Source organism: Pseudoalteromonas sp. KG3, from assembly GCF_030436385.1.
In the GTDB taxonomy this organism is placed as follows: Bacteria; Pseudomonadota; Gammaproteobacteria; order Enterobacterales; family Alteromonadaceae; genus Pseudoalteromonas; species Pseudoalteromonas prydzensis.
Genome location: NZ_CP098523.1, coordinates 2,835,220 through 2,858,403, shown reverse-complemented (window position 1 = coordinate 2,858,403; position 23,184 = coordinate 2,835,220). Strand labels below are relative to the sequence as shown.

Annotated in this window: 23 protein-coding genes and 3 pseudogenes; 14 read left to right on the top strand and 12 right to left on the bottom strand. The window is 41.4% G+C overall.

Features of this window, described 5'->3' with window-relative positions:
• The first annotated feature begins 14 nt into the window (after positions 1-14).
• The 3 genes from NDQ71_RS13555 to NDQ71_RS13545 are packed head-to-tail and all read left to right on the top strand — an operon-like array spanning position 15 to position 3,056.
• Complete coding sequence (locus NDQ71_RS13555) at positions 15-1,118, top strand: efflux RND transporter periplasmic adaptor subunit (RefSeq protein ID WP_301561739.1); 1,104 nt, start codon at positions 15-17, stop codon at positions 1,116-1,118.
• On the top strand, positions 1,118-1,825 hold the full coding sequence (locus NDQ71_RS13550; RefSeq protein ID WP_064668476.1) for an ABC transporter ATP-binding protein: 708 nt from the start codon (positions 1,118-1,120) through the stop codon (positions 1,823-1,825). The genes NDQ71_RS13555 and NDQ71_RS13550 overlap by 1 nt, the downstream gene beginning before the upstream one ends.
• Entirely contained in the window at positions 1,818-3,056 is a 1,239-nt protein-coding gene (locus tag NDQ71_RS13545; protein WP_064668477.1) for an ABC transporter permease, read from the top strand. Before NDQ71_RS13550 ends, NDQ71_RS13545 begins: the two co-directional genes overlap by 8 nt.
• Here NDQ71_RS13545 and NDQ71_RS13540 read toward each other — a convergent pair whose 3' ends face one another.
• Together NDQ71_RS13540 and NDQ71_RS13535 are read right to left on the bottom strand one after the other, a co-directional pair.
• The gene (locus tag NDQ71_RS13540; protein ID WP_064668478.1) at positions 3,057-3,386 is read right to left on the bottom strand and encodes a hypothetical protein; all 330 of its coding nucleotides are present in this window, start codon (positions 3,384-3,386) and stop codon (positions 3,057-3,059) included. It abuts the gene before it with no gap.
• The gene (locus NDQ71_RS13535; RefSeq protein WP_192542535.1) at positions 3,383-3,697 is read right to left on the bottom strand and encodes a Bor family protein; all 315 of its coding nucleotides are present in this window, start codon (positions 3,695-3,697) and stop codon (positions 3,383-3,385) included. The genes NDQ71_RS13540 and NDQ71_RS13535 overlap by 4 nt, the downstream gene beginning before the upstream one ends.
• A 203-nt stretch (positions 3,698-3,900) precedes the next feature.
• Here NDQ71_RS13535 and NDQ71_RS13530 point away from each other — a divergent pair, with 203 nt between their 5' ends.
• A complete protein-coding gene (locus NDQ71_RS13530; protein ID WP_192542536.1) occupies positions 3,901-4,776 on the top strand; it encodes an endonuclease/exonuclease/phosphatase family protein in 876 nt (291 codons plus the stop codon).
• Positions 4,757-5,131: a YfeK family protein gene (locus NDQ71_RS13525; RefSeq protein ID WP_064668481.1), complete on the top strand. Its 375-nt coding sequence runs from the start codon at positions 4,757-4,759 to the stop codon at positions 5,129-5,131. The genes NDQ71_RS13530 and NDQ71_RS13525 overlap by 20 nt, the downstream gene beginning before the upstream one ends.
• A 68-nt stretch (positions 5,132-5,199) precedes the next feature.
• Here NDQ71_RS13525 and NDQ71_RS13520 read toward each other — a convergent pair whose 3' ends face one another.
• Positions 5,200-5,652 (bottom strand): hypothetical protein, encoded by a 453-nt coding sequence (locus NDQ71_RS13520; RefSeq protein ID WP_192542537.1) that lies wholly within the window; start codon positions 5,650-5,652, stop codon positions 5,200-5,202.
• A 182-nt stretch (positions 5,653-5,834) separates the two neighbouring features.
• Between NDQ71_RS13520 and NDQ71_RS13515 the strand changes: the two are divergent.
• Positions 5,835-6,512 (top strand): annotated as a pseudogene (locus NDQ71_RS13515) (nitroreductase family protein).
• Here the strand turns inward: NDQ71_RS13515 and NDQ71_RS13510 are convergent.
• From NDQ71_RS13510 to NDQ71_RS13500, 3 genes are read right to left on the bottom strand one after another with little or no spacing between them, the layout of a single operon-like run.
• Positions 6,505-7,566, bottom strand: a complete 1,062-nt coding sequence (locus NDQ71_RS13510; RefSeq protein WP_192542538.1) for an efflux RND transporter periplasmic adaptor subunit — start codon at positions 7,564-7,566, stop codon at positions 6,505-6,507. The pseudogene NDQ71_RS13515 and the gene NDQ71_RS13510 sit on opposite strands and share 8 nt — an antisense overlap.
• Positions 7,556-10,843: an efflux RND transporter permease subunit gene (locus tag NDQ71_RS13505; protein ID WP_192542539.1), complete on the bottom strand. Its 3,288-nt coding sequence runs from the start codon at positions 10,841-10,843 to the stop codon at positions 7,556-7,558. The genes NDQ71_RS13510 and NDQ71_RS13505 overlap by 11 nt, the downstream gene beginning before the upstream one ends.
• A gap of 3 nt (positions 10,844-10,846) precedes the next feature.
• Positions 10,847-11,152: a metalloregulator ArsR/SmtB family transcription factor gene (locus tag NDQ71_RS13500; protein WP_062568294.1), complete on the bottom strand. Its 306-nt coding sequence runs from the start codon at positions 11,150-11,152 to the stop codon at positions 10,847-10,849.
• Between the two features lie 133 nt (positions 11,153-11,285).
• On the opposite strand from NDQ71_RS13500, the gene NDQ71_RS13495 reads away from it, so the two are divergent.
• Both NDQ71_RS13495 and NDQ71_RS24415 read left to right on the top strand, forming a co-directional pair.
• The gene (locus NDQ71_RS13495) at positions 11,286-11,474 is read left to right on the top strand and encodes a DUF2892 domain-containing protein (RefSeq protein WP_054562832.1); all 189 of its coding nucleotides are present in this window, start codon (positions 11,286-11,288) and stop codon (positions 11,472-11,474) included.
• A gap of 1 nt (position 11,475) precedes the next feature.
• A pseudogene (locus tag NDQ71_RS24415) lies at positions 11,476-11,559 on the top strand (rhodanese-like domain-containing protein); the annotation flags it as partial.
• Between the two features lie 8 nt (positions 11,560-11,567).
• Here the strand turns inward: NDQ71_RS24415 and NDQ71_RS13490 are convergent.
• Complete coding sequence (locus NDQ71_RS13490) at positions 11,568-12,704, bottom strand: ISAs1 family transposase (RefSeq protein ID WP_024602346.1); 1,137 nt, start codon at positions 12,702-12,704, stop codon at positions 11,568-11,570.
• 84 nt (positions 12,705-12,788) lie between these two features.
• On the opposite strand from NDQ71_RS13490, the pseudogene NDQ71_RS13485 reads away from it, so the two are divergent.
• The 4 genes and pseudogenes from NDQ71_RS13485 to ltrA form a co-directional block, all read left to right on the top strand.
• Positions 12,789-13,055: pseudogene (locus NDQ71_RS13485) on the top strand (rhodanese-like domain-containing protein); the annotation flags it as partial.
• A gap of 62 nt (positions 13,056-13,117) precedes the next feature.
• On the top strand, positions 13,118-14,905 hold the full coding sequence (locus tag NDQ71_RS13480) for an alkaline phosphatase (RefSeq protein ID WP_301561738.1): 1,788 nt from the start codon (positions 13,118-13,120) through the stop codon (positions 14,903-14,905).
• Positions 14,906-15,251: 346 nt separating this feature from the next.
• Complete coding sequence (locus tag NDQ71_RS13475) at positions 15,252-15,419, top strand: hypothetical protein (protein ID WP_301561737.1); 168 nt, start codon at positions 15,252-15,254, stop codon at positions 15,417-15,419.
• Between the two features lie 620 nt (positions 15,420-16,039).
• Positions 16,040-17,029: a group II intron reverse transcriptase/maturase gene (gene ltrA, locus NDQ71_RS13470; protein WP_301561736.1), complete on the top strand. Its 990-nt coding sequence runs from the start codon at positions 16,040-16,042 to the stop codon at positions 17,027-17,029.
• Between the two features lie 437 nt (positions 17,030-17,466).
• Here ltrA and NDQ71_RS13465 read toward each other — a convergent pair whose 3' ends face one another.
• The 4 genes from NDQ71_RS13465 to NDQ71_RS13450 all read right to left on the bottom strand — a co-directional run bounded on the left by NDQ71_RS13465 (position 17,467) and on the right by NDQ71_RS13450 (position 20,352).
• A complete protein-coding gene (locus NDQ71_RS13465; protein WP_301561735.1) occupies positions 17,467-17,751 on the bottom strand; it encodes a transposase in 285 nt (94 codons plus the stop codon).
• A gap of 33 nt (positions 17,752-17,784) precedes the next feature.
• On the bottom strand, positions 17,785-18,261 hold the full coding sequence (locus tag NDQ71_RS13460) for a hypothetical protein (RefSeq protein ID WP_301561734.1): 477 nt from the start codon (positions 18,259-18,261) through the stop codon (positions 17,785-17,787).
• The gene (locus tag NDQ71_RS13455; RefSeq protein ID WP_301562640.1) at positions 18,251-19,468 is read right to left on the bottom strand and encodes an IS4 family transposase; all 1,218 of its coding nucleotides are present in this window, start codon (positions 19,466-19,468) and stop codon (positions 18,251-18,253) included. Before NDQ71_RS13455 ends, NDQ71_RS13460 begins: the two co-directional genes overlap by 11 nt.
• Before the next feature lie 92 nt (positions 19,469-19,560).
• Positions 19,561-20,352: a transposase gene (locus NDQ71_RS13450; protein ID WP_301561733.1), complete on the bottom strand. Its 792-nt coding sequence runs from the start codon at positions 20,350-20,352 to the stop codon at positions 19,561-19,563.
• A gap of 361 nt (positions 20,353-20,713) precedes the next feature.
• Between NDQ71_RS13450 and NDQ71_RS13445 the strand changes: the two genes are divergently transcribed.
• Positions 20,714-21,226 (top strand): hypothetical protein, encoded by a 513-nt coding sequence (locus NDQ71_RS13445; RefSeq protein WP_024604506.1) that lies wholly within the window; start codon positions 20,714-20,716, stop codon positions 21,224-21,226.
• Positions 21,227-21,346: 120 nt separating this feature from the next.
• Positions 21,347-22,021 (top strand): hypothetical protein, encoded by a 675-nt coding sequence (locus tag NDQ71_RS13440; protein ID WP_013463096.1) that lies wholly within the window; start codon positions 21,347-21,349, stop codon positions 22,019-22,021.
• A gap of 574 nt (positions 22,022-22,595) precedes the next feature.
• Here the strand turns inward: NDQ71_RS13440 and NDQ71_RS13435 are convergent.
• The gene (locus NDQ71_RS13435) at positions 22,596-23,138 is read right to left on the bottom strand and encodes a PH domain-containing protein (protein ID WP_192543028.1); all 543 of its coding nucleotides are present in this window, start codon (positions 23,136-23,138) and stop codon (positions 22,596-22,598) included.
• Positions 23,139-23,184: the final 46 nt, after the last annotated feature.

Here is a 23,184-nt window from a genome sequence, read left to right as displayed (position 1 = left end):
ATAATGATCTTGCCGTGATTACAGGCAGTAAAGATGCACCTGAAGTAAATATAGCGTTAGTTGAACAAGGCAGTATTGCCGACTCTATTATGGCCTCTGGTAATTTGGTATTTAATACTCAAGTACAGTTGCGCTCTGAAGTGACCGGTCGTGTAGACAAAGTATTTGTTGAAGAAGGGCAAAGTGTCCAACAAGGTGATATTTTAATGCGCCTTGATACCACAGCATTTGAATCAGAAGTCACCCGTAATCAAGCCGTTTTACGTGCCAGTGAAATCGAAATTAAACACAGTAAAACCCGGCTAGTAAATATTGAGCGTCAGTTGAAGCGCCAAAAAGAATTATATGATGTAGGTCTTGCGGGCCAAGAAGTATACGAAAACCTACAAAATGCGCGTGACCTTGCCAAGATCGATATAGAAGCGCGAGTTGAAGCTTATAATCAGGCTAAAGCATCTCTCTCCATTGCCGAAGATAGGCTAAGTAAAAGTGTATTCCGCGCACCAATGAGTGGTTTACTTGCCTCTGTAAATATTAAAGAAGGTGAAACGGTCATTGCAGGTACTACTAACATTATTGGCTCAGACCTTATGCTAGTAGCCGACCCCAGTGCTATTTTAGCTGAGTTGAGGGTTGATGAAACTGATATTGCAGGAATTAAACTTAACCAACATGCAGATATTTATGCAGCCGCTTACCCAAATCAACCTTTCACAGGCAAAGTAATAAATATAGGTACTTCTGCTAAAAACCAAACCGGTTCGCAAGGGTTATCATTTAGAGTGAAAGTACTGCTCGATAAAACCGATAGGCAACTGTATGCGGGCATGAGTTGTCGTGCAGAAATAGCCACGAGTATTGCCGTTGATGGCCTAAAACTACCAATCGAAGCGGTACAAAAAGAAGATGACAAGTACTTTGTATGGCGCTTAAATGACGATAACACCGTTACTAAAGCCTATGTAGAAGTGGGTATTTCATCTGATATTGAACAAGCAATAACCAAAGGCTTGGAAAAAGGCCAACGTATCGCAATAGGTCCAGCTCGTCCTGTTAGCAAGTTGAATGAAAATGACCTAGTTAAAGTGAAGCAACCTACCGCCAAGGATACACAATAATGTCAGCGGTGATCCAACTTAAGCATATCAACAAGCAATACAAAATGGGAGAACAGATATTTAAAGCCCTTGATGATGTAAATGTTGAAATTGCTGAAAATGAATATGTGGCAATCATTGGCCCTTCAGGTTCAGGGAAATCAACTTTAATGAATTTACTAGGCTGTTTAGATACACCAACGAGCGGCGATTACTATTTAAAAGACAAACTTGTAAAAAGCATGACGGAAACAGAACTGGCACATCAGCGCAATGAAAGCGTTGGTTTTATTTTCCAAAGTTTTAATCTACTACCTCGCGCATCGGCATTAGAAAACGTAATGCAGCCTTTGGTATATCGCTTTATTGCTGCTAAACAACGCAAGCAAAAAGCTCGAGAAGCACTACAACGTGTTGGTCTAGGCGATAAAGTTGATCACTTATCAAGCCAGCTTTCGGGTGGTCAGCGGCAACGTGTCGCCATTGCACGTGCGCTAGTAACTAAGCCACATATTTTGCTTGGCGATGAACCAACCGGAAATCTAGATAGTAAGACAACGACCGAGATCATGGCGTTGTTTGATGAGCTACATAGTGAAGGCCACACTATTATTTTGGTAACTCACGAGCAAGATATTGCTGATCATTGTCAGCGCGTCATTCGCCTAGTTGACGGCAAAGTGGTCAGTGATGTACGTAAAGGTGAGGGGAATAAACAACATGTTTAAATCTGCTCTTGCCATCATGGAAGGTACTAAAGCGGCGTTGATGGCAATCAAAGCCAATGCAATGCGCAGTGCGCTCACCTGCTTAGGTATTATCATCGGCGTTGCAGCAGTTATCACCGTGGTTGCCGTTATGCAGGGATTTACTAAACAAATCAATGATCAATTGGCTGACATGGCCCCAGATGTTACGTCTATCAAACCATTTACTAGCATTGAGCAAGAAATGGTAGGTAAAAATGCGAAACTCACCTACACAGACTTTTTAACCTTAAAAGCACGAGTAAAAGAAGCCGAAACATTCACTGCACTCATGTTCACTTGGCGATTTTCAGGGGGCGCTGAGTATGGGAATAAAAGCCATTCATCACGAGTAATGGGCACAGAGCAAGATTATCAAAAAGCATACCGCACATTCCCTGAGTTGGGCCGCTTTATACGTGCAGAGGATGATGAAAAACGCCGCCGTGTAGCTTTTATTGGCCCATCAATCATAGAAAAACTAAACCTGCCAGAAAACCCCGTTGGCGAATATATAAAACTTGGTGGCGAATGGTTTAGGATTATTGGCGTTGCTGAAAAGCAAGGTAGCTTACTTGGATTTGATCAAGACGATTATATCAATATCCCTATCAGTACCATGAGTGCATTAGAAGGCGCGAGCAGCACCAGTAATGTACAAATTATGTTTAGACTTAAAGAAAATAGCGACGAAGAGCTCGTCCTTGCTAAAATCACCCGTATTTTGCGGCAATTACATAAATTAAAAGACGGCGAGGAGAACGATTTTGAATTTGAAACAGCTGAAAAAGCACGCGCCAATGTCGATAAGTTTACCGGCAGCGCCACGGCTATTACCGCTGGAATCGTCGGTATTAGCTTAGTTGTGGGTGGTATTGGTGTTATGAATATCATGTTGGTGTCTGTAACTGAACGTACCCGTGTTATCGGTACTTTAAAAGCGTTAGGCGCAACACCTGGCTTTATAATGCTACAGTTTTTAGTTGAGGCGGTGGTATTGTCGTTATTTGGTGGTTTGATCGGCTTAGCTATTGGCTATGGCGCTGCAGCATTCATTTCGTTTATGGTACCCAGCATGCCCGACGCTTATATCCCTGGGTGGGCAGTGATGCTGTCATTCGGCTTTACTTCACTGATTGGTATTGTATTTGGCTTAGCCCCGGCGATTAAAGCAGCAAGGCTAAATCCAATAGATGCATTACGTTACGAATGATCATTGCACTTTATAAGGTACCTGAGCACAGCTTACTTCTACTGTTTTTGGGTACCAAATAGGGCCAACTTCGTTAACAACCAATTCTGCTAAGCCATTAGTAAATGATTTATAGGAGTGCACACTTTGCCACTGCGAGTCAGTACAGATTTCAGATAAATCAACCGCACTCGAGCCCTCATAAAGGGCGGCGGCAAAGTTGTGATGCCATTGCTCACTTTTATGGTTTTCAGCTAAGTCATCATACTCACCGTTATCAAAGTGAATATTAGTACACCCCGCTAACACGACAATAAATACAATTGCGAGCAACCCTGTTAACTGTTTCATATACTTACTCCTGCGCTATCTTGTTGCTGACACCAGACTTTAATTGTGTGCGGTGCATAAATACCTAACGTGACTAACCCAAGCGCACCATCGGTAAATGTTTGTTGTGATTGCATTTGCACCACAGTTTGATCGCCACATACTTTTTTTACATCAATACGCTGTTCACCAACTAGTCCCCACATAAAAAATGGGCGGCTATCTTGGTAGGTCGGCTCTGAAGTCAATTTCGCTATTTTTTGTGGTTGAATTGTTACTGCTGAACAACCGCCAAGCACAATAAATAACAAACTAGTTAAAAAAATTCGCATAACTTTATCCTGATTAATTAAGTGGTACAGAGTGTAAAGTGAATGGGTACTAAAAAAGTAAGAAACTGTATTGAAAATGTAGACAACAGGCTGTATTCATTAGCTTGGCAAGCTTTTTTAGGAACTTTATCTTATTTAGAGTGCCTAAAACGCAGTACCACTGTTATAACCACAGTTTTAGTCATATTGCTTTAAGGTCATTGATGCAGAAAAAATCATTTTCTTTTATTACTGTTGTTGCGACTGTCATTGCTTTACTAAGCATCACAGCACTGGCTACAGCACCATTGTCGGATGAAGATAAAGGCTTTACTGAAACAGCTAATACAGCCACGCAATGTGCCCAGCAGCTAAATGCCAGCAGGCAACAAACGTATAGCAAAAAATATATTATCCCTGAGCAGTTAAAGCTACTTAGCTGGAATATTTACAAAGCTCAAATTCAGGGCTTATATCGCGATTTAGCACAACTCAACCAACAGGCTGATATTGTATTGCTGCAAGAAGCGATTGAAGATCAACGTCTCAGTGCCCTAAAACCCTATTGGCGTTTTTCACCAGGCTACAAAAGTGGCGATGTGCAATCAGGGGTTATGACGCTAAGTCGATGGCCTGCAACAGTGCATTGTACTTTTACACATACAGAGCCGTGGCTACGTAGTCCAAAAGCGACCAATATTGTTGAGTATGCGATGGCGGACCAGCAGCGATTATTAAGTGTAAATTTACACGGTATCAATTTCACGTTAGGTACTGAAGACTATGAACAGCAAATCGATGCTGCTGTACAAGTAATGCAACAACACCAAGGACCCATTATTTTTGCGGGTGATTTAAATACATGGAGTGATGCAAGACAAGCGGTGGTGATTAACGCATTATCAAAACTAGGCCTTTCAGAAGCGCTATACCTTGACGATAAACGCACTAAAGCGTTTGGCTTGGCCCTTGATCAAGTATGGACTCGCGGTGTGACTATCAACACGACCCGCGTGCCACAGTATCAAAGCTCTGATCACAACCCAATACTAGTAACTTTACACCTAAATAAGGTTATAGATGAAACACTTACCCAATAATATACGCGTTGTTCTTGCCTGCCTTTTACTCTGTGTTAGTCAGCTTAGTATGGCAGCAAGCGCAGATCAGGAAGTCAGTCACTTAATCAGTTTTATTGAGCAAAGTAAGGCAACCTTTATCCGTAATGGTGATGAACATACCAGTGAAGAAGCAGCTGAGCACTTAGCCATGAAATACCGCAAAGCTAAACGCTACGCAAAAACCGCCGATGACTTTATCGCGAACCTTGCCAGCAAGAGCTCATGGAGTGGTAAGCCTTACACTGTGATCTTAGCCGATGGCACGACACTCACTGCCAACAAGTGGTTAAGTGATGAATTAATACTTTTTAGAAAAACAGAAAAGCCGCAATAAATGCGGCTTGGTTTCACTCTTTAGGAGAGGTGATTTAAATTCTGAAATATCGTTTAAAAAATTAAAGATTAATATTGTAGTAAATTATTTTCATCTTGCTCTTCATTCTGATCAATAGAATCAATCATAATGTCAGCAATATCATTAGTTTGTTCAATTTTGTCTTTTGCTAAATAGGCATTACGAACGGTGTCATTATTTTTAGCAAGATATGCTTCACCGACTGAAAAGTTATCATCCGTAAAGTTATCAACTGCATCCGCCTTAGCGAGCGACTTTTGAATATCTAAATATTGCTGCACCTTATTGTTTACAGCCTGACTGATTTCACCAAATGCAGGGACTTCTGGTGTGATAGGTTGAGCATTCAAAGCTCGTGCTTGTGCTGATATTTGAATCATATCAGTCTTAGTTGCTTGCTCCACGTGCGTGGTTTGTGCTGTTGCAAACTGTTTATTTGCATCACCTAAACGGGTGTTAAGTTGATATTGATTGATTTGATTAGCGGCTTGAATGTTCATGATCTCTCTCCATCTAGATCGACACTATATGCAAAGATAGGTGAATGTTTTGTGAACACAACGTTCGATAAACAAACAGAAAAACCCAAAAGAGCGAAACTGTAAAGTAGATACTACTTGCACCTAATCTTGCGACTAGGTATAAAAATAACCACACATACTTTTATAAGAAGCGAAAAGCCATGCAGCAACATGATAATCAACCACTTAATGACTTTACCGAATATCCACACGATGAAATGCTGGAGCGCGCACAAGAGTTTTTAGCAACCAGCCAACGCCGCCATAGTATTCGTAGTTTTAGCGACCGACCGGTGCCAAAAGATATTATTCAAACCTGCATTAAAGCCGCAGCTACAGCACCAAGTGGTGCAAACCACCAACCGTGGCATTTTGTAGCAATTAATAGTAGTGATGTGAAAAAGTAAATTCGTGAAGCAGCCGAGAAATTAGAACGCTCATTTTATGAAGGCCGCGCTGGTGAAGAGTGGTTAGATGCTCTAAAGCCATTAGGCACTGATGCCAGCAAACCTTATTTAGAGCATGCACCTTGGCTAATTGCCGTATTCAGCCAAAAGAAAGGCGGCTTAAATACTGATGATAAAAACACCAACTACTATGTGCATGAGTCAGTCGGTATTGCCACCGGCTTTTTAATTCAAGCATTACATCGCGCAGGGCTTGCAACACTAACTCACACACCTAAACCAATGAGCTTTTTAACCGACATTTGTGGCCGTGATAAAGATAATGAGCGCCCTTATATGCTACTTATTGCAGGCTACCCAGGCACAGATGCAACCATCCCTGAGCATGCCTTAGTGAAAAAGTCGCTAGACGAAATAGCGACCTTTATTTAGTTTTAAAATCAACAGCCAGCACATCACCCGGGTTTAAACCTGAAACGATGTGCTGCTGGCCATCGACCATTTCGCCAAGGCGTACGTAGCGGCGCACTATCTGATTATTTTCAAGTAAATAGACCATGCTCAATTGGCCATATTGATGCACCCAGCCTGAGTCAATCAACACGCCTTTTTCAGTGGCGAGCGGTAATTGTAATTGTGCATAAAGCCCAGGCATTAACCCAGTTTGGGCATCTGTTTCTAAACGGATTTCCATACTACGCGCAGCACTATCAGCAACAGGCACAATTTCTGTCACTGTGGCAGGCATTGACGTAGATAAAGCGGGTAATTTGACTGTTAGAGTTTGCCCAACATTCAACTTAATTGCTTGCTGTTCTCTGACATTAAATGCTAATTGCAATTGTTGTGGGTTATACAGTGCGAGTAATGGCGTGCCAGGAGTTGCGGTATCGCCGGGCTCTGCAAAACGCTCAACCACAACACCTGAAATCGGCGCTTTAATTTGCGTAAAACTCAATGCAACTTGCGCTTGTGTTTGCTGCTGTTTAGCAATCGCTAGGTTCGCCGTTAAATTATCGAACCTTGCTTTTGCATCGTCGTATTCGCTAACAGATACCAAGCCTTGCTTGTATAAATCGTTAATACGCTTTAGTTGTTTTTCAGCTTGAGTCAGCGATGCATTAATCGCATTTATTTGTGCTTCGCTTTGAGCAAGCCCTGCTTTAAAGTCATCTTGCTGCAAGGTAATTAGCACGTCACCTTGTTTTACAGTATCACCAGCGCGTACATTTAAACGCTCAACTTGTGCCATAACCCGTGATGAGATTTGCGTATTTTGTTTGGCAATCACAGTACCCGGTACAACTTCATCACGCGCAATATCTGCCAATGTTACTGTGACTAACTGACCAGTGTAATCATTTGCTGATGGGGTTTTCATGCCTGCAGCTTGCTTATCAGAGAAACTGCCCGCCATGTAAAGTACCGCCACAATAATCACTGATAACGCGATAATTGAACCAATAAGTTTCGATTTACCCTGCATGAGCTTGTTCCTCTTTGGCTGCATCCTTTGCAAACACTAAATAATAAACCAGCGGCACAACAAATAATGAGAACAATGTTGATGCCACAATACCAAAAATAATTGCGATCGCTAGACCGCTAAATACCGGGTCTAAGGTGATCACCAAGTTACCTAATAAGGTGGTTCCCGCTGTTAGTAACACAGGGCGCATACGCACGGTGCCTGCGGCGATTAAAGCCTGTTTAATTGCCATACCTTGGCCGCGAGCTTGATTAATAAACTCAACTAAAATAAGTGAGTTACGAACCACAATACCGGCAAGTGCAATCATGCCTATCATGGCTGTTGCGGTGAATAGCACCGGCTCTGGAGCACCAGCAATGCTGCGCTCTCCAAATTGATTTAATAGCCAAAAGCCCGGCATGATCCCTATTACGGTTAATGGAATAGCCGACATGATGATCAGTGACAAACTCGCAGAGTTTGTTTGAATGCGTAAGATGATGAAAATTGCAGTGAGCGCAAACGCAAAGGCAATCCCCATATCTCTAAATACATCAATAGTAATTCGCCATTCACCTTCACCACTAAAGGTCACGTCAGTGCCAACAGGTAATTGCCAAGCTTGGCTACCACCATTATTGAAAAAGTGCCTACTTTGCCAGTCAGTTTGGCTAAATTCGTCAGCGCTAATGCCTAAGTCAGCATTAACGTCAGCAATAATTTCAGCGGGTGTACGGCCATTTAGCTCAGCCATTACATACACAACATTACGCTGATCTTTACGCATAATTGGCTTGGCAACCTCTTGATGCTGAAATTCACCTAACTCAGATAGCGCCACCAGCGGACGCGGTGCACTTTGCAGCCCAAATTCGTCACTGGTTTTTGCAAGCTCCCTATCGCCACGAACTTGTAATGCCAGCAATTGAGCAAATTGGTTACGGTCTTGATATGGCAGTTGTAACTTTATATCAACAGGGTCTGTTTCGCCGCTAACATATAACACCCCAACATTTTGCCCATGCGAGGCAATGGCTAAGGTCTGGGCAATATCTTGCGTAGACACCGCCGACAATGACGCTTTACTTTTATCAGTAACAAAACGTTGTAACGGCGCATTGGCAGCAATACTGGTATCAACCTCAACCACATGCGGCTCTTGCTTTAACCTTGCTGCAACGGCAAGGGCTGCTTGATAGTGAGTGCCTGTATCAACAAATGGCTCACTGTAAACTTCGGCCACTAAGGTACTTAAAACCGGCGGACCAGGTGGCACTTCAACCACTTTAATAACAATGCCATCGGTTGCCAGTGGCGTTAATGCCGCTCGCAAGCGCATGACCACGCCATGAGATTGATGATCACGCTCAGTTTTATCGAGCAGTAATACTCTGAGCTCAGCTAAATTAGCAGCTTCACGTCGATAATAGCCACGCACCATACCATTAAAGTCCATGCTTGATGGCTGACCAACGTAGGCTGCCGCCTCGCTTACTTCATTTAATTGCCAAGTGATGGTTTGTACTTGTCGAGTGAAAGCAGCGGTTTGTTCAAGGCTTGTGCCTTCTGGCATATCGATTAAAACTTGTAACTCGTTTTTATTATCAAACGGTAATAGCTTTAAAGGCACTGCACGCATTATGGGTAACATGGCACTGGCGACAAACAAAGCTAATGTGGTCCATAGAACGAGTTTGGCGCGGCCTTTAGACTCAAGTAATGGCGATAACATGCGCTCGTATAAGCTATGGGGATTAGCTTCTAGTTGCATGCTGTCATCAACTGGCGCTTTAAGTAATTTCATGGCCAACCATGGCGTGACAAAAAATGCCACTATGGTTGAAACCATTACACTGACCGGTACATTGAATGCCATCGGTGCCATGTACGGCCCCATCATGCCGGTGATAAACGCAAGTGGGATAAATGCCACCATAATGGTCAATGTAGACATAAACAGCGCCACACGTATTTCGCTCATGGCATCAACTATGCGCTGTTTCTTATCGCCTTTTTTCGTTAAAAAACGACTTATGTTGTCTATCCCCGTAATAGGATCATCAACCAATAAACCTAAAGAAAGGATTAGTGCAAACAGTGTGACTCGGTTAATTGTATAGCCAAAGGCAAAATCAAGTGTCAGGGTAATGCCGTAGCAAATAGGCACCGCTAAACCAACCACAATTGCTGGTCGCCAACCTAAAAATACGCCAACAAAAATAACCACGGTAAATACCGCAAACACTAAGCTCGAGGTAAGGTTATTTACTTTTTCGTTCGCTGTTTGGCCATAGTCACGCAGTACGGTGTAGCCCAGTTCATCTGGTAGTAGATTAGCCGATAAGCTATCCATCATGCTGTGCACTTCATTGGCTACAGCTACCGCATTGGTACCTGCTTGCTTAGCAACACTTATGGTGACTAAAGGAAGTTGTTGCTGATTATCTGAATGAGCCAACCATTGATAGCTTTGTGCTTCGCTTGGACCATCACTCACCTGGGCCACATCACTTAGGTAAACACTCTTACCATTAACCACATTGACAACAAGCCGTTCAATCGCAGATTGAGAGCGTAAAACATCACCCACTTGTAAGGCAATTTGCTGCTTACCTTCAACAACACTGCCCACGTTCACCAATTGATTAGATACGCTAAGCGCATAGTACACATCGGTTAGGGTTGTTTGGTGTGCAGCAAGGGCGCTTGCATCAAGGTTAATCGTTAATTGACGTGTTCTACCAGCAATCACTTTCACTTCGCTGGTATTTTCGATGCGCTGTAAACTGTTAGCGATTTCGTTAGCAAAACGAGTTAGTTGATAGTCATCGTAAAGTTTTGGATCTTTACTAAATAAGCCCAGCATCACAATGGGCACATCGTTCACTTCAACCGGCCGTATTTGCCATGAGCTGATCACTGACGCCATCGTGTGTTGATAGCTATAGAGTTTAGCGTAAGTGTCGAGGATGGCTTGCTCACGATCGTGACCGACTTCAAAGCGAAGAGTAACAACAGCAGCATTACTTTGTGTAGTCGAGTAAATATGCTCAACGCCCGTTAACTGCGCCAATAACTTCTCCAATGGCTCAGTTACCAGCCTGGCTACTTCTGGCGCTTCAACGTTTGGCGCTGCCACATATATATCAAGCATAGGAACCACAATTTGCGGTTCTTCTTCACGAGGGGTTTGCTTTAATGCCATTAAGCCAAGCAGCACCGACATAATAAAAATAATGACAGGGAGGCGACCGCTCAAGCTGTTTTTTACTGCATTATCGATAGCATTCATTACCTAACTACCTTTGCAAAATAAACCATATAAAGTTGCAAGAATAGCCACTACATTCTTATCTATTACACGGTAATAGATGGTTTGGCTTTCGCGTCGAGTCGCGACGATCTGAGCTTTTCTCAGCGCCGCTAAGTGTTGCGATAATGCTGACTGCGCCAACGGCACAGCTTCGTTTAATTCGCTCACGCTCATTTCACCATCTTGTAGGGAACATAAGATCATCAAGCGATTTTTATTCGCCAGTATCTTTAGCATTTGCTCTGCTTGTTCCACATTGTCGGCCATAGCCGCAAAATCGATGTTCATAATCACACTACTCTATATTCTTAAAATACCGCTAAAGTATAGATTGATATATTAGAAAAGTCTAATATTAGAATTTACTAATGTAGTGTTATCTAATATATTAAATACACCACTCTGTTATCGAGGTCTTATTATGAAACTAAATGACGCGCTTCGCTTAATTGCTGGTGTAATGATCTGTATTTCATTGTTGCTACAACAGTTTCACAGTCCGCTGTGGATTTGGTTTACGGTATTTATTGCTCTAAACTTAATTCAATCCGCATTCACTAAGTGGTGCCCAATGATCACCATTTTACGCAAACTTGGCATGGAGGATTAGTATGCTGACCCCAATTCCTGACTTAATGAAAATTATTGCTCCAAACCAGCGTCGCATTAGCGCTAATCAAGCAAAACAAGAATTAAGCCACGGCTAGCGCATTTTAATCCCAGATTCTAACAGGGTTGAGCGATAATCATCGTCTAGCCCTGCCATTTTCTTTTTTCTCGCCATACTGGCTGTTTTAGTTGTATCTTGTTTAAATAACGCCATGGCTATTTTTCTCATTACGTTAAAAACAAGGGGTCCTTGCTTCTTACGGATTCTTGATTCATCTTCCCTAAAGTTCATATCCAACATCCAATGCATACTTTCAACCTGCCAGTGGCTTCGTACCGCATTAAGTGCTTGCTCCGCACCTAACGCTAACGAACTAATATACCAACGCGTTTCTATCGTGTCTGTACCTGATGATTTATCGTGAACCTCAGCGGTTACTTGAATAACACTCTTTAAGCCAGACCATTGGTAGATTTTATCTAACCAGCTTTTATCAATAAGCAATTGCTGACAAACCCTTGTTTCAATGCGCCCATGCCCTGAGCTTATTTCGGTATGTTTATCATAGTTGCTATTGGTCAATCCTTCGCGCTCACTCTTGTGCCACCAAGCTTCTAATTCACTCTGCATACCTGAATGGTTACCTTTGAGCGCTAGGATATAATCAGCTTTTTGTTTAATTATTTGTTTCGCTATTTCTTGCTGGCAGCCCATAGCATCAAGTGTAATGATGCTATTTTCAATATCTAGCATGGTGAGTAACTCAGGTATGGCTGTGATTTCATTTGTTTTGCTATCAACGGCTGTTTGCCCTAAAACTAACTGGTGTTGGCAGCTCCATGCACTGACGGTATGTAAAGCACTTTTTCTATCTTTGGTTGTAAATGAACGACGTGCAGTTTTTCCATCCATAGCAATAATATCAGCACCCGTGGTTTCAATAAGTGAAGATATCCAAGATTGAAATGCATGCTCTATTTCATCTGATTTTAACCGACAAATGACACGGGCTATGGTGTCGTGTCTTGGAATACCCGCGTTGAAAGCGCCATATCTTTTTAACCAATCAAGTTTTAGATGCCCAAAGTCTTCAATATCCTCCCATCCTTGTGCACCGGAGATTACTGCACTAATGGCTAAAAGGAGAATATCGATAAGCTCATGCTTTTTACAGCGTTCAATGCGAGGATCGGTAATTGAATTAAAGTGTTTCAGAAAAGTAGCGCTCATATTTTACGTGACCAAGGTGATTATTATGCCTTGATCTGATCACTACATATTCTATAAGTTCAATTTATAATGATCTTGCCGTGAGAATTAAGCGAAAACCATGGTTTATTAATTGACGTACGTGAGCCTGCTGAACACGCCACTAAAGCAGCAACAGGTGCAATTAATATCCCACGCGGTGTACTTGAAATGAAATTAATGGAAATTGAAAAAGATCCTGCAAGACCCATTTATTTACACTGTGCAAGTAGTGCCCGTGCCACACTCAGTGCCGAAGCGCTAACTCGTGTTGGCTACGAAAATGTTACGGTAATTACCTGTAATACAGAACAAATTTGCCAAGTGTTTTAGCTTCATAGAATAGTAACACTGGTCGGATAAGCTCGTACTTTTCTACTCATAGGTACAGAGCAATGACTTTTACACGGAGACGTTTTTTAAAAGCATCGGCGGCGGGTTTTGGCGCCGCCGTTTTATCGTTCGGTTTAACGGGCTGTAGTCTCAATGACGATGATGACGAAGCCACAAAGCAAACCCCTGTCAGCTTTGATCACGGTGTTGCCAGTGGCGACCCGCTCGCTGACAGTCTGATTATTTGGACTCGCATAACTCCACTTGAAAACGTCACGAGTGTTAACGTAGTTTGGCAAGCCTCAAAAGATGCTAACTTCACAACCATAAGCCATGATGGCGAAACACAGGTAAGCGATGCTACCGACTTCACCTTAAAAGTTGATCTGCAAGGTCTTGATGCCAACACCACCTATTACTACCGCTTCATAAGTAATGGTAAAACTTCACCTACGGGAGCAGGTAAAACGCTTCCAACTAGCAATATAGAACAAGTAAAACTTGCCGTTGTCTCTTGCGCTAACTACCCTGCTGGCTACTTTCATGTGTATGGTGAAATCGCAAAACAAACCGATTTAGATGCAGTACTTCACTTAGGTGACTACATCTATGAATATGGTAATACAGGTTATGCCACTGAAGATGCCGCCGAACTTGGTCGTTTATTGCCTGATGACAATAGCGATGAAATCATTTCTTTAGCGGATTATCGCAAACGTTACGCCCATTATCGTAAAGACGAAAACCTGCAAGCTGCGCATAGCCGCTGTGCATTTATTACTGTGTGGGATGACCACGAAATTACCAATGACACATGGCAAAATGGCGCAGAAAACCATAATGAAGGAGAAGGTGAATTTAGCGAACGTAAGCTACATGCCCTACAGGCCTATTTTGAATGGATGCCAATCCGTAACGTTGCAGATAAAGAACGAATTTACCGTCGCTTTGAGTTTGGTAATTTAGTCTCTTTATACATGCTAGACACGCGTGTACTCGCCCGTGATGAGCAACTAAACTATGCTGATTTTGACCTGACCAGTGCACAAGGACAAAGTGATTTTGCAAACGCAGTAAGCTCACCAACGCGCGCATTACTTGGCAATGAGCAGCTTACTTGGCTCACTGATGGCATGACAACATCAAACTCAAAATGGCAGGTACTTGGCCAACAAGTACTGATGACCAAAATGCATTTGCCGTTTGAAGTACTGCAACTACTAGTGAGCTTACAAATCAGCCAAGCAAATGGCGGCGACACTAATGCATTATTAGCACAAGCATCGGCATTATTTGCTGAACTTGCACAAATCAAAGGCCGCGTGCTTGCAGGCGATCCAAGTGTTACTGATGCCGAACGCGCTCGAGTTGATACTACTGCACCATACAATTTAGATGCATGGGATGGTTACGCCTACGAACGTGAAGTGCTGCTTGGTACTGCCATTGCCGCACAAAAGAACTTAGTGGTTTTAGCGGGTGATACTCATAACGGTTGGGCTGGGCAATTAGTTACTGATGCTGCAAACCCAATTGCAGCGTCACAAAATGCCGGTGTAGAATTTGCTACCTCTTCGGTGTCTTCGCCTGGTCTTGAAGAATACCTAGCGCTGAATACACAAGAACCTGAAGTTACGGCACAAATGGAGCAAGTTATTGCACTATTAGTCAATGATCTTATCTATAACAACTTAGTCGATAGAGGTTACTTAACCGTGACCTTTACCCCAGAGCAAGCCACCGCTAAGTGGAATTACGTGAGCAGCATTAAAACCGCTTCATACGAAATGCAAACCGAGCGCAGTAAAGAACTACGTATGCTAGCAGGTCAGCCAGTAATACAAGGGTAAAGTCTCAAGAAAGTATCTAGGAGCTAGGGGAAAGGTTCTAGGTGAAAGATTAAAACAGCCCGGCGATCAGCTGATCGCCGGGTTGATTTGAGTGCAACGAAGCCATCGAAATGCGTATCCCTTGCAGTTAATCGAATTACCTTGGATTATCGGATATATACTTTCGCTAAAACATGCAAAAGTCTTAAAATGATTTATTCACAAAGAGATTAAGAGACGCTGCGCTTTAGAGAAAAGACCTAAGTTAAGAGATTAGATAACGAATTCCTAGGTGCTGGTATTTTCGTAGGTCGTACTTTAGCGCGTTAATTACATGTACTAGATCATATCTGAGCTTACAGATTAAATGAATAGGTTTAGACTTCATCTGACAGACAGCCATGAGCGAGAAACAGACAGTCGCTCAAACTCGTTTTTGGACAGAAATGAGTTAGAGCCGAAGGACGGCTCTGTGCCATTTCTGGACGTTCGTAACGCCGCGTTAAGTAGTGAGCAACACCAACACCTAACCTAAACCATTGCACCGAAAACACAAAACTCAACTTGAACTGAAAATGCCAAGCGTTGCGAATCTGTCTTAAACGCTTTGTGTACGCCCGACATGGGCATTGACTTATGAGGTGAAAGTCCTCTGTAGGAAGATCACCGTTTAAATAACATACTGTTATTAAACGATAACTACTAGCGAATGGCAAGGGCTAAATCGCGAGAGATAGTCTGAAGGAAGCCGCTAGCAAATCTGTGAGCTGATGAACAAAAACATCATATGAGGCGTAGGCTGGAGACGAGCTAGCACAAGATAGCGAAGTCATGTGATCTAACGGCCACCGTAAATGATGCAGTTGTGCAGAGAAAGTCGATGCACCTTATTCGGGGAGATCTGATAAACACGCATCCGCGCTAACGCTTGGAGATTACCAGTTAGGGGCTGGTTGATCAACCCTAGGCGCTCTGGTTGCTGCGACCTACAGCGAGCGAAATAGCAGTAAACAAGCGTTAGTTTAGACGCGCTTTATCGAGTAATCGTTAAAGTGATTTATCAGAAGTCAGCAGACGGCATAGTAGCCAAACGCCCATCGTAATGGAGGGGACACGGTGAAGGCCTGAACATCTTAACCAGAGGAGATACTACAATTGAACTTGAATTCACATAGATCACCGTGTTGTGATAGTGATGAACAGCGTTCTGCTGTGAATAATACCTCGAATGAATACAACCAAACAAATCATGACCTGATGACAAGGGTACTGAGCAACCACAATATTGGCGCTGCATGGCAACATGTTAAGCGCAATAAAGGGGCTGCTGGTATTGATAATATGAGTATTGAAGAATTTAATCACTTCGCTAAGTTACATTGGCTGGGAATTAAACAACAATTACTTAACGGCACTTATCAATCCTTGCCAGTCAAACGCGTGATGATACCCAAACCTGATGGCGGTGAGCGAATGCTTGGGATCCCTTCAGTTATCGACAGAGTGATCCAACAAGCTATTGCTCAAGTGATTAGTCCTTATTTTGAGCCTCTATTTTCACCACATAGTTATGGTTATCGCCCTCATAAAAGAGCCAGTCAAGCAGTAAACCATGTTCAATCTTGTGTTAAACAAGGTTATAAAACAACGGTTGATATCGACTTGTCTAAGTTCTTTGATGAAGTAGATCATGACATGCTGATGAATCGTGTTAGCCGTAAAATCAAAGACAAAGCACTCATGCGCCTACTCGGTAAATACTTACGAGCGGGGATCGCAGAGCGCGAAACAGGTCTGTGGTTTGAGTCAACCAAAGGAGTCCCTCAAGGTGGGCCATTATCCCCTTTGCTTTCCAACATCTTACTCGATGAATTAGATAAGAAGCTAACCTACAAACACCTTAAGTTTGCACGTTACGCTGATGACATAATCATTTTAGTAAAAACGAAAAGCGAAGGATTAATAATCCAGCGGGAAATTACTGCGTTCATCACTAAGCGATTAAAGCTCAAAGTGAACGAATCGAAAAGTCGAGTGGGTCCAGTATCAGGCTTGTTATATTTTTACTACGCCAAGTCTTCGCTTTTTGTTGAAACAGCCAATAACGATATTGATGCAGCATACGTAGAAAAGAAAACAATATAAGCTACACACAAACCGATTAGGCCGAAAACGTTACTTTCGATTGAAATATCATAAATTAGATAAGCCGATATAGGTAAAGACAAAATTGAAAAAGCTTTACCTTGTGAAAGAATAACCAGTTTATTTTTAATATATGGAATAGCTAAGATTAATACCGGAATTAATAATAATCCCGCAAATAATATATCTATTTTGACTTCTGAATTCATTTATTACTCCATTTCCGATTGAAAATATAACGAGCCTGTAGATTTACTCGTTTTTTTATTTGTTTTTTATTGATAAACAAACCATAGCTGAGTTCCTATTTTGGTTCAATCGATTACTTATTTTATGCAGAATATAAAGTGGGTGTTTGATGTTGTTTTAATTGGTATTTTGGAAGCTATTACTGGTGTTTAAGTGGCTTTATTTTAGGTTAAAAGGGCTTCCCCTTCTTAATGCATCGTGTTTTGCAGTTTTTCTATATTATGAACAAGGCAATACAGTTGCCACTGCGCATTCACTTTCGCTTGACCCCGTAAGGTCAACTTATTCATGCCTTTATTCACTGTAATGTTGCCAAACACCGGCTCAATACAACCAAGTCGTTTACTGTATTGTCGTCGACCTATCGGGCTGTCTATTTTTACTTTCATTTTGTCTACATAGCTCAGCTTTTTGCGTGATTCATTATTGATAAACTGCACTTGTCGCCCTGTTTTAATGGGCGGCTTTCGCATGCATTGTTGCTGTAGCGGACACGTTTTACAGTCTTATAAGTAACCGCAGAACCGGGTGTATTTTTGGTTATGGCTGTTTACATTTATACCGCTTCGCCACATGGCATTGCCTGCAGGGCAGCGGCATGTTTGGGTTGCTTCATCATAATGAAAATCATCTGAGGTAAATAGTCGTGGTTTGCCTTTACTGCGTTTTAATCTGCGCTTTTCTTGCTCCGTTTCGTATGTTTCGCTGGCTTTAAACAGCGGGTTTCTTTTTCTAAATTGGTTATCCGCAATGTAGGTATCGAACCCGCTTTGCGCCATAAATTCAAGATTCACTTCGCTGTTAAACCCACTGTCTGCAGTGAATTTAATCGTGGGTTCATCTGCCCGTTTTTCTGTATTGAGTTTAGCAAGCTGCTGTTTTAATTGTGCAATGGCTGGCTGTAAGGTTTGTTGTTCACCCACTGAACCCCACGCTTGAGCTTGCAGGCTAAGGGATCCCCAGAAATAATCATTAAGTTTCAATTACATCACTCACATCCATATTTTTCCAATCGAGTTGCACTACCACCTGTACGAAATAGGCTAGTCCTGCCAAATAATCTCGCCGTCGCAGTTTAATGGACTGTTTTTTGAAGTATCGCAGCCCAACAAATGCCCATGACACTACTCGTCTTTTTTTGGTTGAATTAGCTTGAAAAGCGCCTGTCTTTCCTGCTTTGTCTATCACTGCCCCCAGCATCATTGAGAACCAATGAGCCAGTGTGGCAAGCAGCAACAGTATGTCTAATCGATAGAGTTTGTTTGTCCTGTGCAGATCTGAGCCTAAGCCGAACCTAACACTTTTTTGATCTCGAAATCCTGCTTCTATCTGCATTCTCATACCATATAATTTGAGTACTTTTTCGAGAAAGTGGTGCCTCTTTGGAAGAGAAGAAACGAGTAGCCAAGGCTCCTTATAACCACGTTTTTTATCTCTTTTTAATAACTTATGTCCCTTGCCAACCAGCACTGCATGAGTTTGATATTTTGCACTTTTGGTCAACTCGGTCGCGCCAAGATACTGGCTCTTACGTTGATTGCTCTTGAATAGTGACTGGCATGGAACAAACTCATCGCTGCCCTGCGTTTTCAAATGTGCCGTACCTCGAACACGGCTAATATAATGCCAGCCATTGTTTCGCACGGCTTTGAGCCAAGGAACTTTAAAGCCCGCATCCGTCACAATTACGGGCCGGCAGTCACCCGGCAAGATCAGTTTGAGCATCTTTAAGAACCGTTTTTGAACTTTTGGGCAATGATACTGAAAACTGAATGCACTTTCCTGATACAGGGTCAAAGAACGACCTTCACTGGCAATGCTGGCACGCAGAATACAGTATTTGGTTTGTGTATCTGCATGACTCCAATCAACCAAAATGACGGGATGCTTTTCAGTGACCACAAAACGGCTTAAGCGAACATAAACCGATGTCGACTCACGCAAAAGCTCGTGGTTATTGAGTAGTCGATCAATACGTTTAATATCATGTTTTTCAGTTGTTTTTGAATCCAAATTGCGACCAATAGATGTCAAGGTGCATTGCTGACAGTGCAAAAGAGATTTAACGGCAGCGACTAGAGTATTAAATCTGGCTTTATGAATAGAGTTAGGGGTGACAGCGCGGAGCATATTGTGCAAAATAGTAGACGCATTCATGGTGTTTAGTTCTGTTGTTTTTAAGCGATTCATAAGATCACAAAACACCATGAATGTTCCCTCACTACCCATATTTTTTAACACTATTAGTTCATTGATATATAAAGGCTAATTTTGGGGATACTTTAGGCTTGCAGGATAATTTGGTGTTTATCATCGTTTATCGCGATGCCGTTGTAGCCTTGAATTGTCCCTTTTGAGGTCGTCATTTTCGCGCTGTCGGGGTCGGTGATATTACTTTTAACTGGCTTGCCTTTACTGCCTGTTTTCTCTTCGTGAGTGGCTAAAAACTCGGTGATTTTACCTGCACTTTTATCTAGCTTTTCTTTTTGTTTTAAATCCTGAGTTATCAATTCTTCGCCCAGCCCATCTTGTGATTGGTGGCGTTCAATAATACGTTTGCTTGCGCGTTCTAGTTTTGCTTTTTTGCGACCTAACTCATCGAATGTGCCACTCCACTCTTTACTCGCATTGGACTTTAATTTACACCCATCAATGGCAAACATGTTGCGGCCTATCAAGCCTTCCTCATCACATATCATCAGCACTTGCGTAAAAAGCGGCTCAATCTGTTCATGCATTTTAGCCACAAAACCCGCTATAGATGTGTAATGCGGCTGGATATCCCCCGATACACTCATAAATAAAATATTATGCTCGCAAGCCTTTGCAATCCGACGGCTACTAATTAATCCATGTGCATAACCCAGTAAAATAATCTTTAACATCACCGATGGCGGATACGCCGCCGCGCCCGTTTTGTCGTTGTTATACCACGCGTCAAAGCCCGATAAATCGAGCTTGTTTTCGACAATATAACAAAGAGCATATTCAAATGTGCCAGGCAAAATTTGCTCAGCAAAATTGATAGGAATGAATTTATTTTGACAGGATAAGTCAGGCTTGTAGTTGGCCATAACGATTTACCGTGGGTGAATAATATCTATTAGATCACAGCGAACGGATGGGTTCAAGGTTAAAAAGCAATCAATTCGAAATAGTAAGATACGTTCCTAAAAAGAGTAATTCTACAGCCTCAACGCCCCATTAAGAGGCAAAAAATAGTTGGTTATAATAGCGAGGCACGAGCAAAAACCAACTGTTTTTTGTCCTGCTTGAATGGCTTAGCTGTTGCCTGTTGCCTGTTGCCTGTTGCCTGTTGCCTGTTGCCTGTTGCCCAAATTAAAACATGATTCTCTATCAAAAGTATATTAGTATTATTTGAGCTATAAATATTTATAGCTTTTTGTAAACTAACTCAATAAAGGATTTTAAGTTATGAAATATTCACATTTACTCCCTGCAACAATGTTTGTTGTTGCTGCTGCAAGTTTTTCTTTCAATGCAATCAGTGCTGATACTTCGGTTACAGAGTCATCTTCGATTCAAGTACAAGAGCAACATGATCAAGTTGCATCATTGAATTCTATTCTTGATTTTGAAGAAGCAGCTAAAAATGAGCAAACAACCAGTGAATATGAACGTTGTAGCCCTACAATTTACACTAGATACACTAGTCTTAAATTGGAGCAGACTCGAACTATTGCAAGCTTTACTTATGATGGTGGTAATTGCCGTAGATACGGTTTTGCAATTTTAAGAAACTATGACGGACATGATTTCAAAGTGACTTTGGTTGATAGCAATGGAGATAGAGTTGCTGGCGGATATAGCGTAGCAGTTTCCACTTCTATCTTTAATGCAGGCACTTATTATTGGGAAGTTGAAAATAAAACAACAACTGGATCTACTTATGGTGGAATTACTTATGAAGTAAGATCTGGTGGCTAGTTAAACTTTCTATTAATGACTCAGCCCTATGAGTCGTTAATAGAAAACAATCTAAAATAAAAGCTTAAGTTTTATAAAATTATGTCGATAAAAGAAAACGACATATGAAAAAGGATTTTTATGAAAATCAGCACCAATCTACTACCTACTCTATTTGAAAGTAAAATATCTATTTTTACAAACAGTGATGATGAAAAAATAAAAAGCTTTTCTACTAAAACAAGCGAAAGTGGCTTAAAAATTAATATAAACACAACTCACCTTGATCCTAAAGTTAAAGAAAAAAAAGACAATAATGCTTTTGATTCATCATTAATTGAGGGAAGTGCATATGAAAAAGTATTTAAAAAAGAAGAGCTCAACTTTTCTAATATGAGTATAAAAGAACTTCATAGTATTGTTAAAAATGTGAATGAAATGGAACGAGAATACACACAAAAATACGATAGTGATGAACCAGTTAGATTAGGTAAGTCAGGAAACCCCATAATATCCAAAAAAAGAGAAGATATGAATAGTTTAGAGTCTAAACTTAGGATCCTTTCTTATGGTGGAGGGGATGTAGATCCTGATAAAAAAATTAATGTTATGGAGTATTTTTCTAATAGTTCAGAGAAATTAGATGGACTTGCTAAAGAATATCCTGAACGTCAGACTTATCAAGTAAGAGCCTCTTACATGAAAGAAATAATTAATACGTTTGATAAATTTATATCAGACGATACTTTTGATTTATATCAAGAAAAGGCTGCTTTATTGTTAACCGACAAAAAGAAAGTCGATGTTTTTATTTGAAAAAAGCCTAGAACATAGCAAAACAGCTAACAGCTTATTGAACACCATTTTGGTGGTTTATAACACACCGAAACGGCGTATATTACATACCCTGATAATTTCACCAATAATTACCTTTGTAAACAAGTAATTAAAACAGCTAGGAATTAAGCATGTTATTTTGCCCCAAAACGGCGTTTAATAATGTTATCGGACAAAATTAGGCTCCTACTCAAAGAAGTAGTTATTAATTTAACTTTTTCAGTGTCCGCTTATCGCTCTTTTGAGGCATTCGCCTCAACACGTTTTGGGGCAAAACCAATTTGCAAAATATGCAATTTGCTAACTCGAAAAGGGGCAGAAACGAGTTATACCTGAATAGCTGCTTTTGGCACATATTCGACTATCAGATTTGATCAAAATCTAAAAATCACATCTGACAGATTAAGTTAAGACTTATTCAAATTACACTACTGTCGCCATAAATGGCGACTTTCATGCTAAGTTGATCTGGTCAATTGATTTAATATTCTACCCTCATTCACTTCTCATTTTCTTCTCTTTGTGCAAAACACAGTACAATAATAAGTTAATTTTACTTTTTCTCATCCAATAGCGTGACCATCATTTGCTCGATGTTTTTTACGCTGTAGGTGAGAGCTCGGAGTAATTCGACTTGGCTTTGTGGTTCATCAGCTTTAGCCTTGCTTGGCTTTGTTTCGGCTAGATTGTCTTTTTGCGTTAAGATGGCCTCGCGAAACTCACTGGCATCAACTACCCCTAGTAACGATACTAATGCGCCATGACCAGACTGACCTGCGGTTTCAAAGCTTAGTCGATATAAACCAAATAAACGCATCAACGGGCCTTGGCTTAACCCGACGTCAGTTATTTTTTCAAGTGGGATGGACTTTTCTTCTTTAAAAAACACACCGCGTTTTACTACTAGCTTACGCTCTAATAAGTTAGCTGACATAGCCGCAAGCATACGCCCAGCCACGATCCAAATTATTAACGCTACAATTGGGATTAATGGGATCCCAACCAAACACACTAAGCAGGTAATAACTCCTAGCGTGATCCAGTAAGATTTTACTTTAGGGTTAAAACTGGCGGTTTTCAGGGCTAACTCAGACATTCATTACCTCCTTGATATTTATTCTATTAACCTAGGGAATATTGTG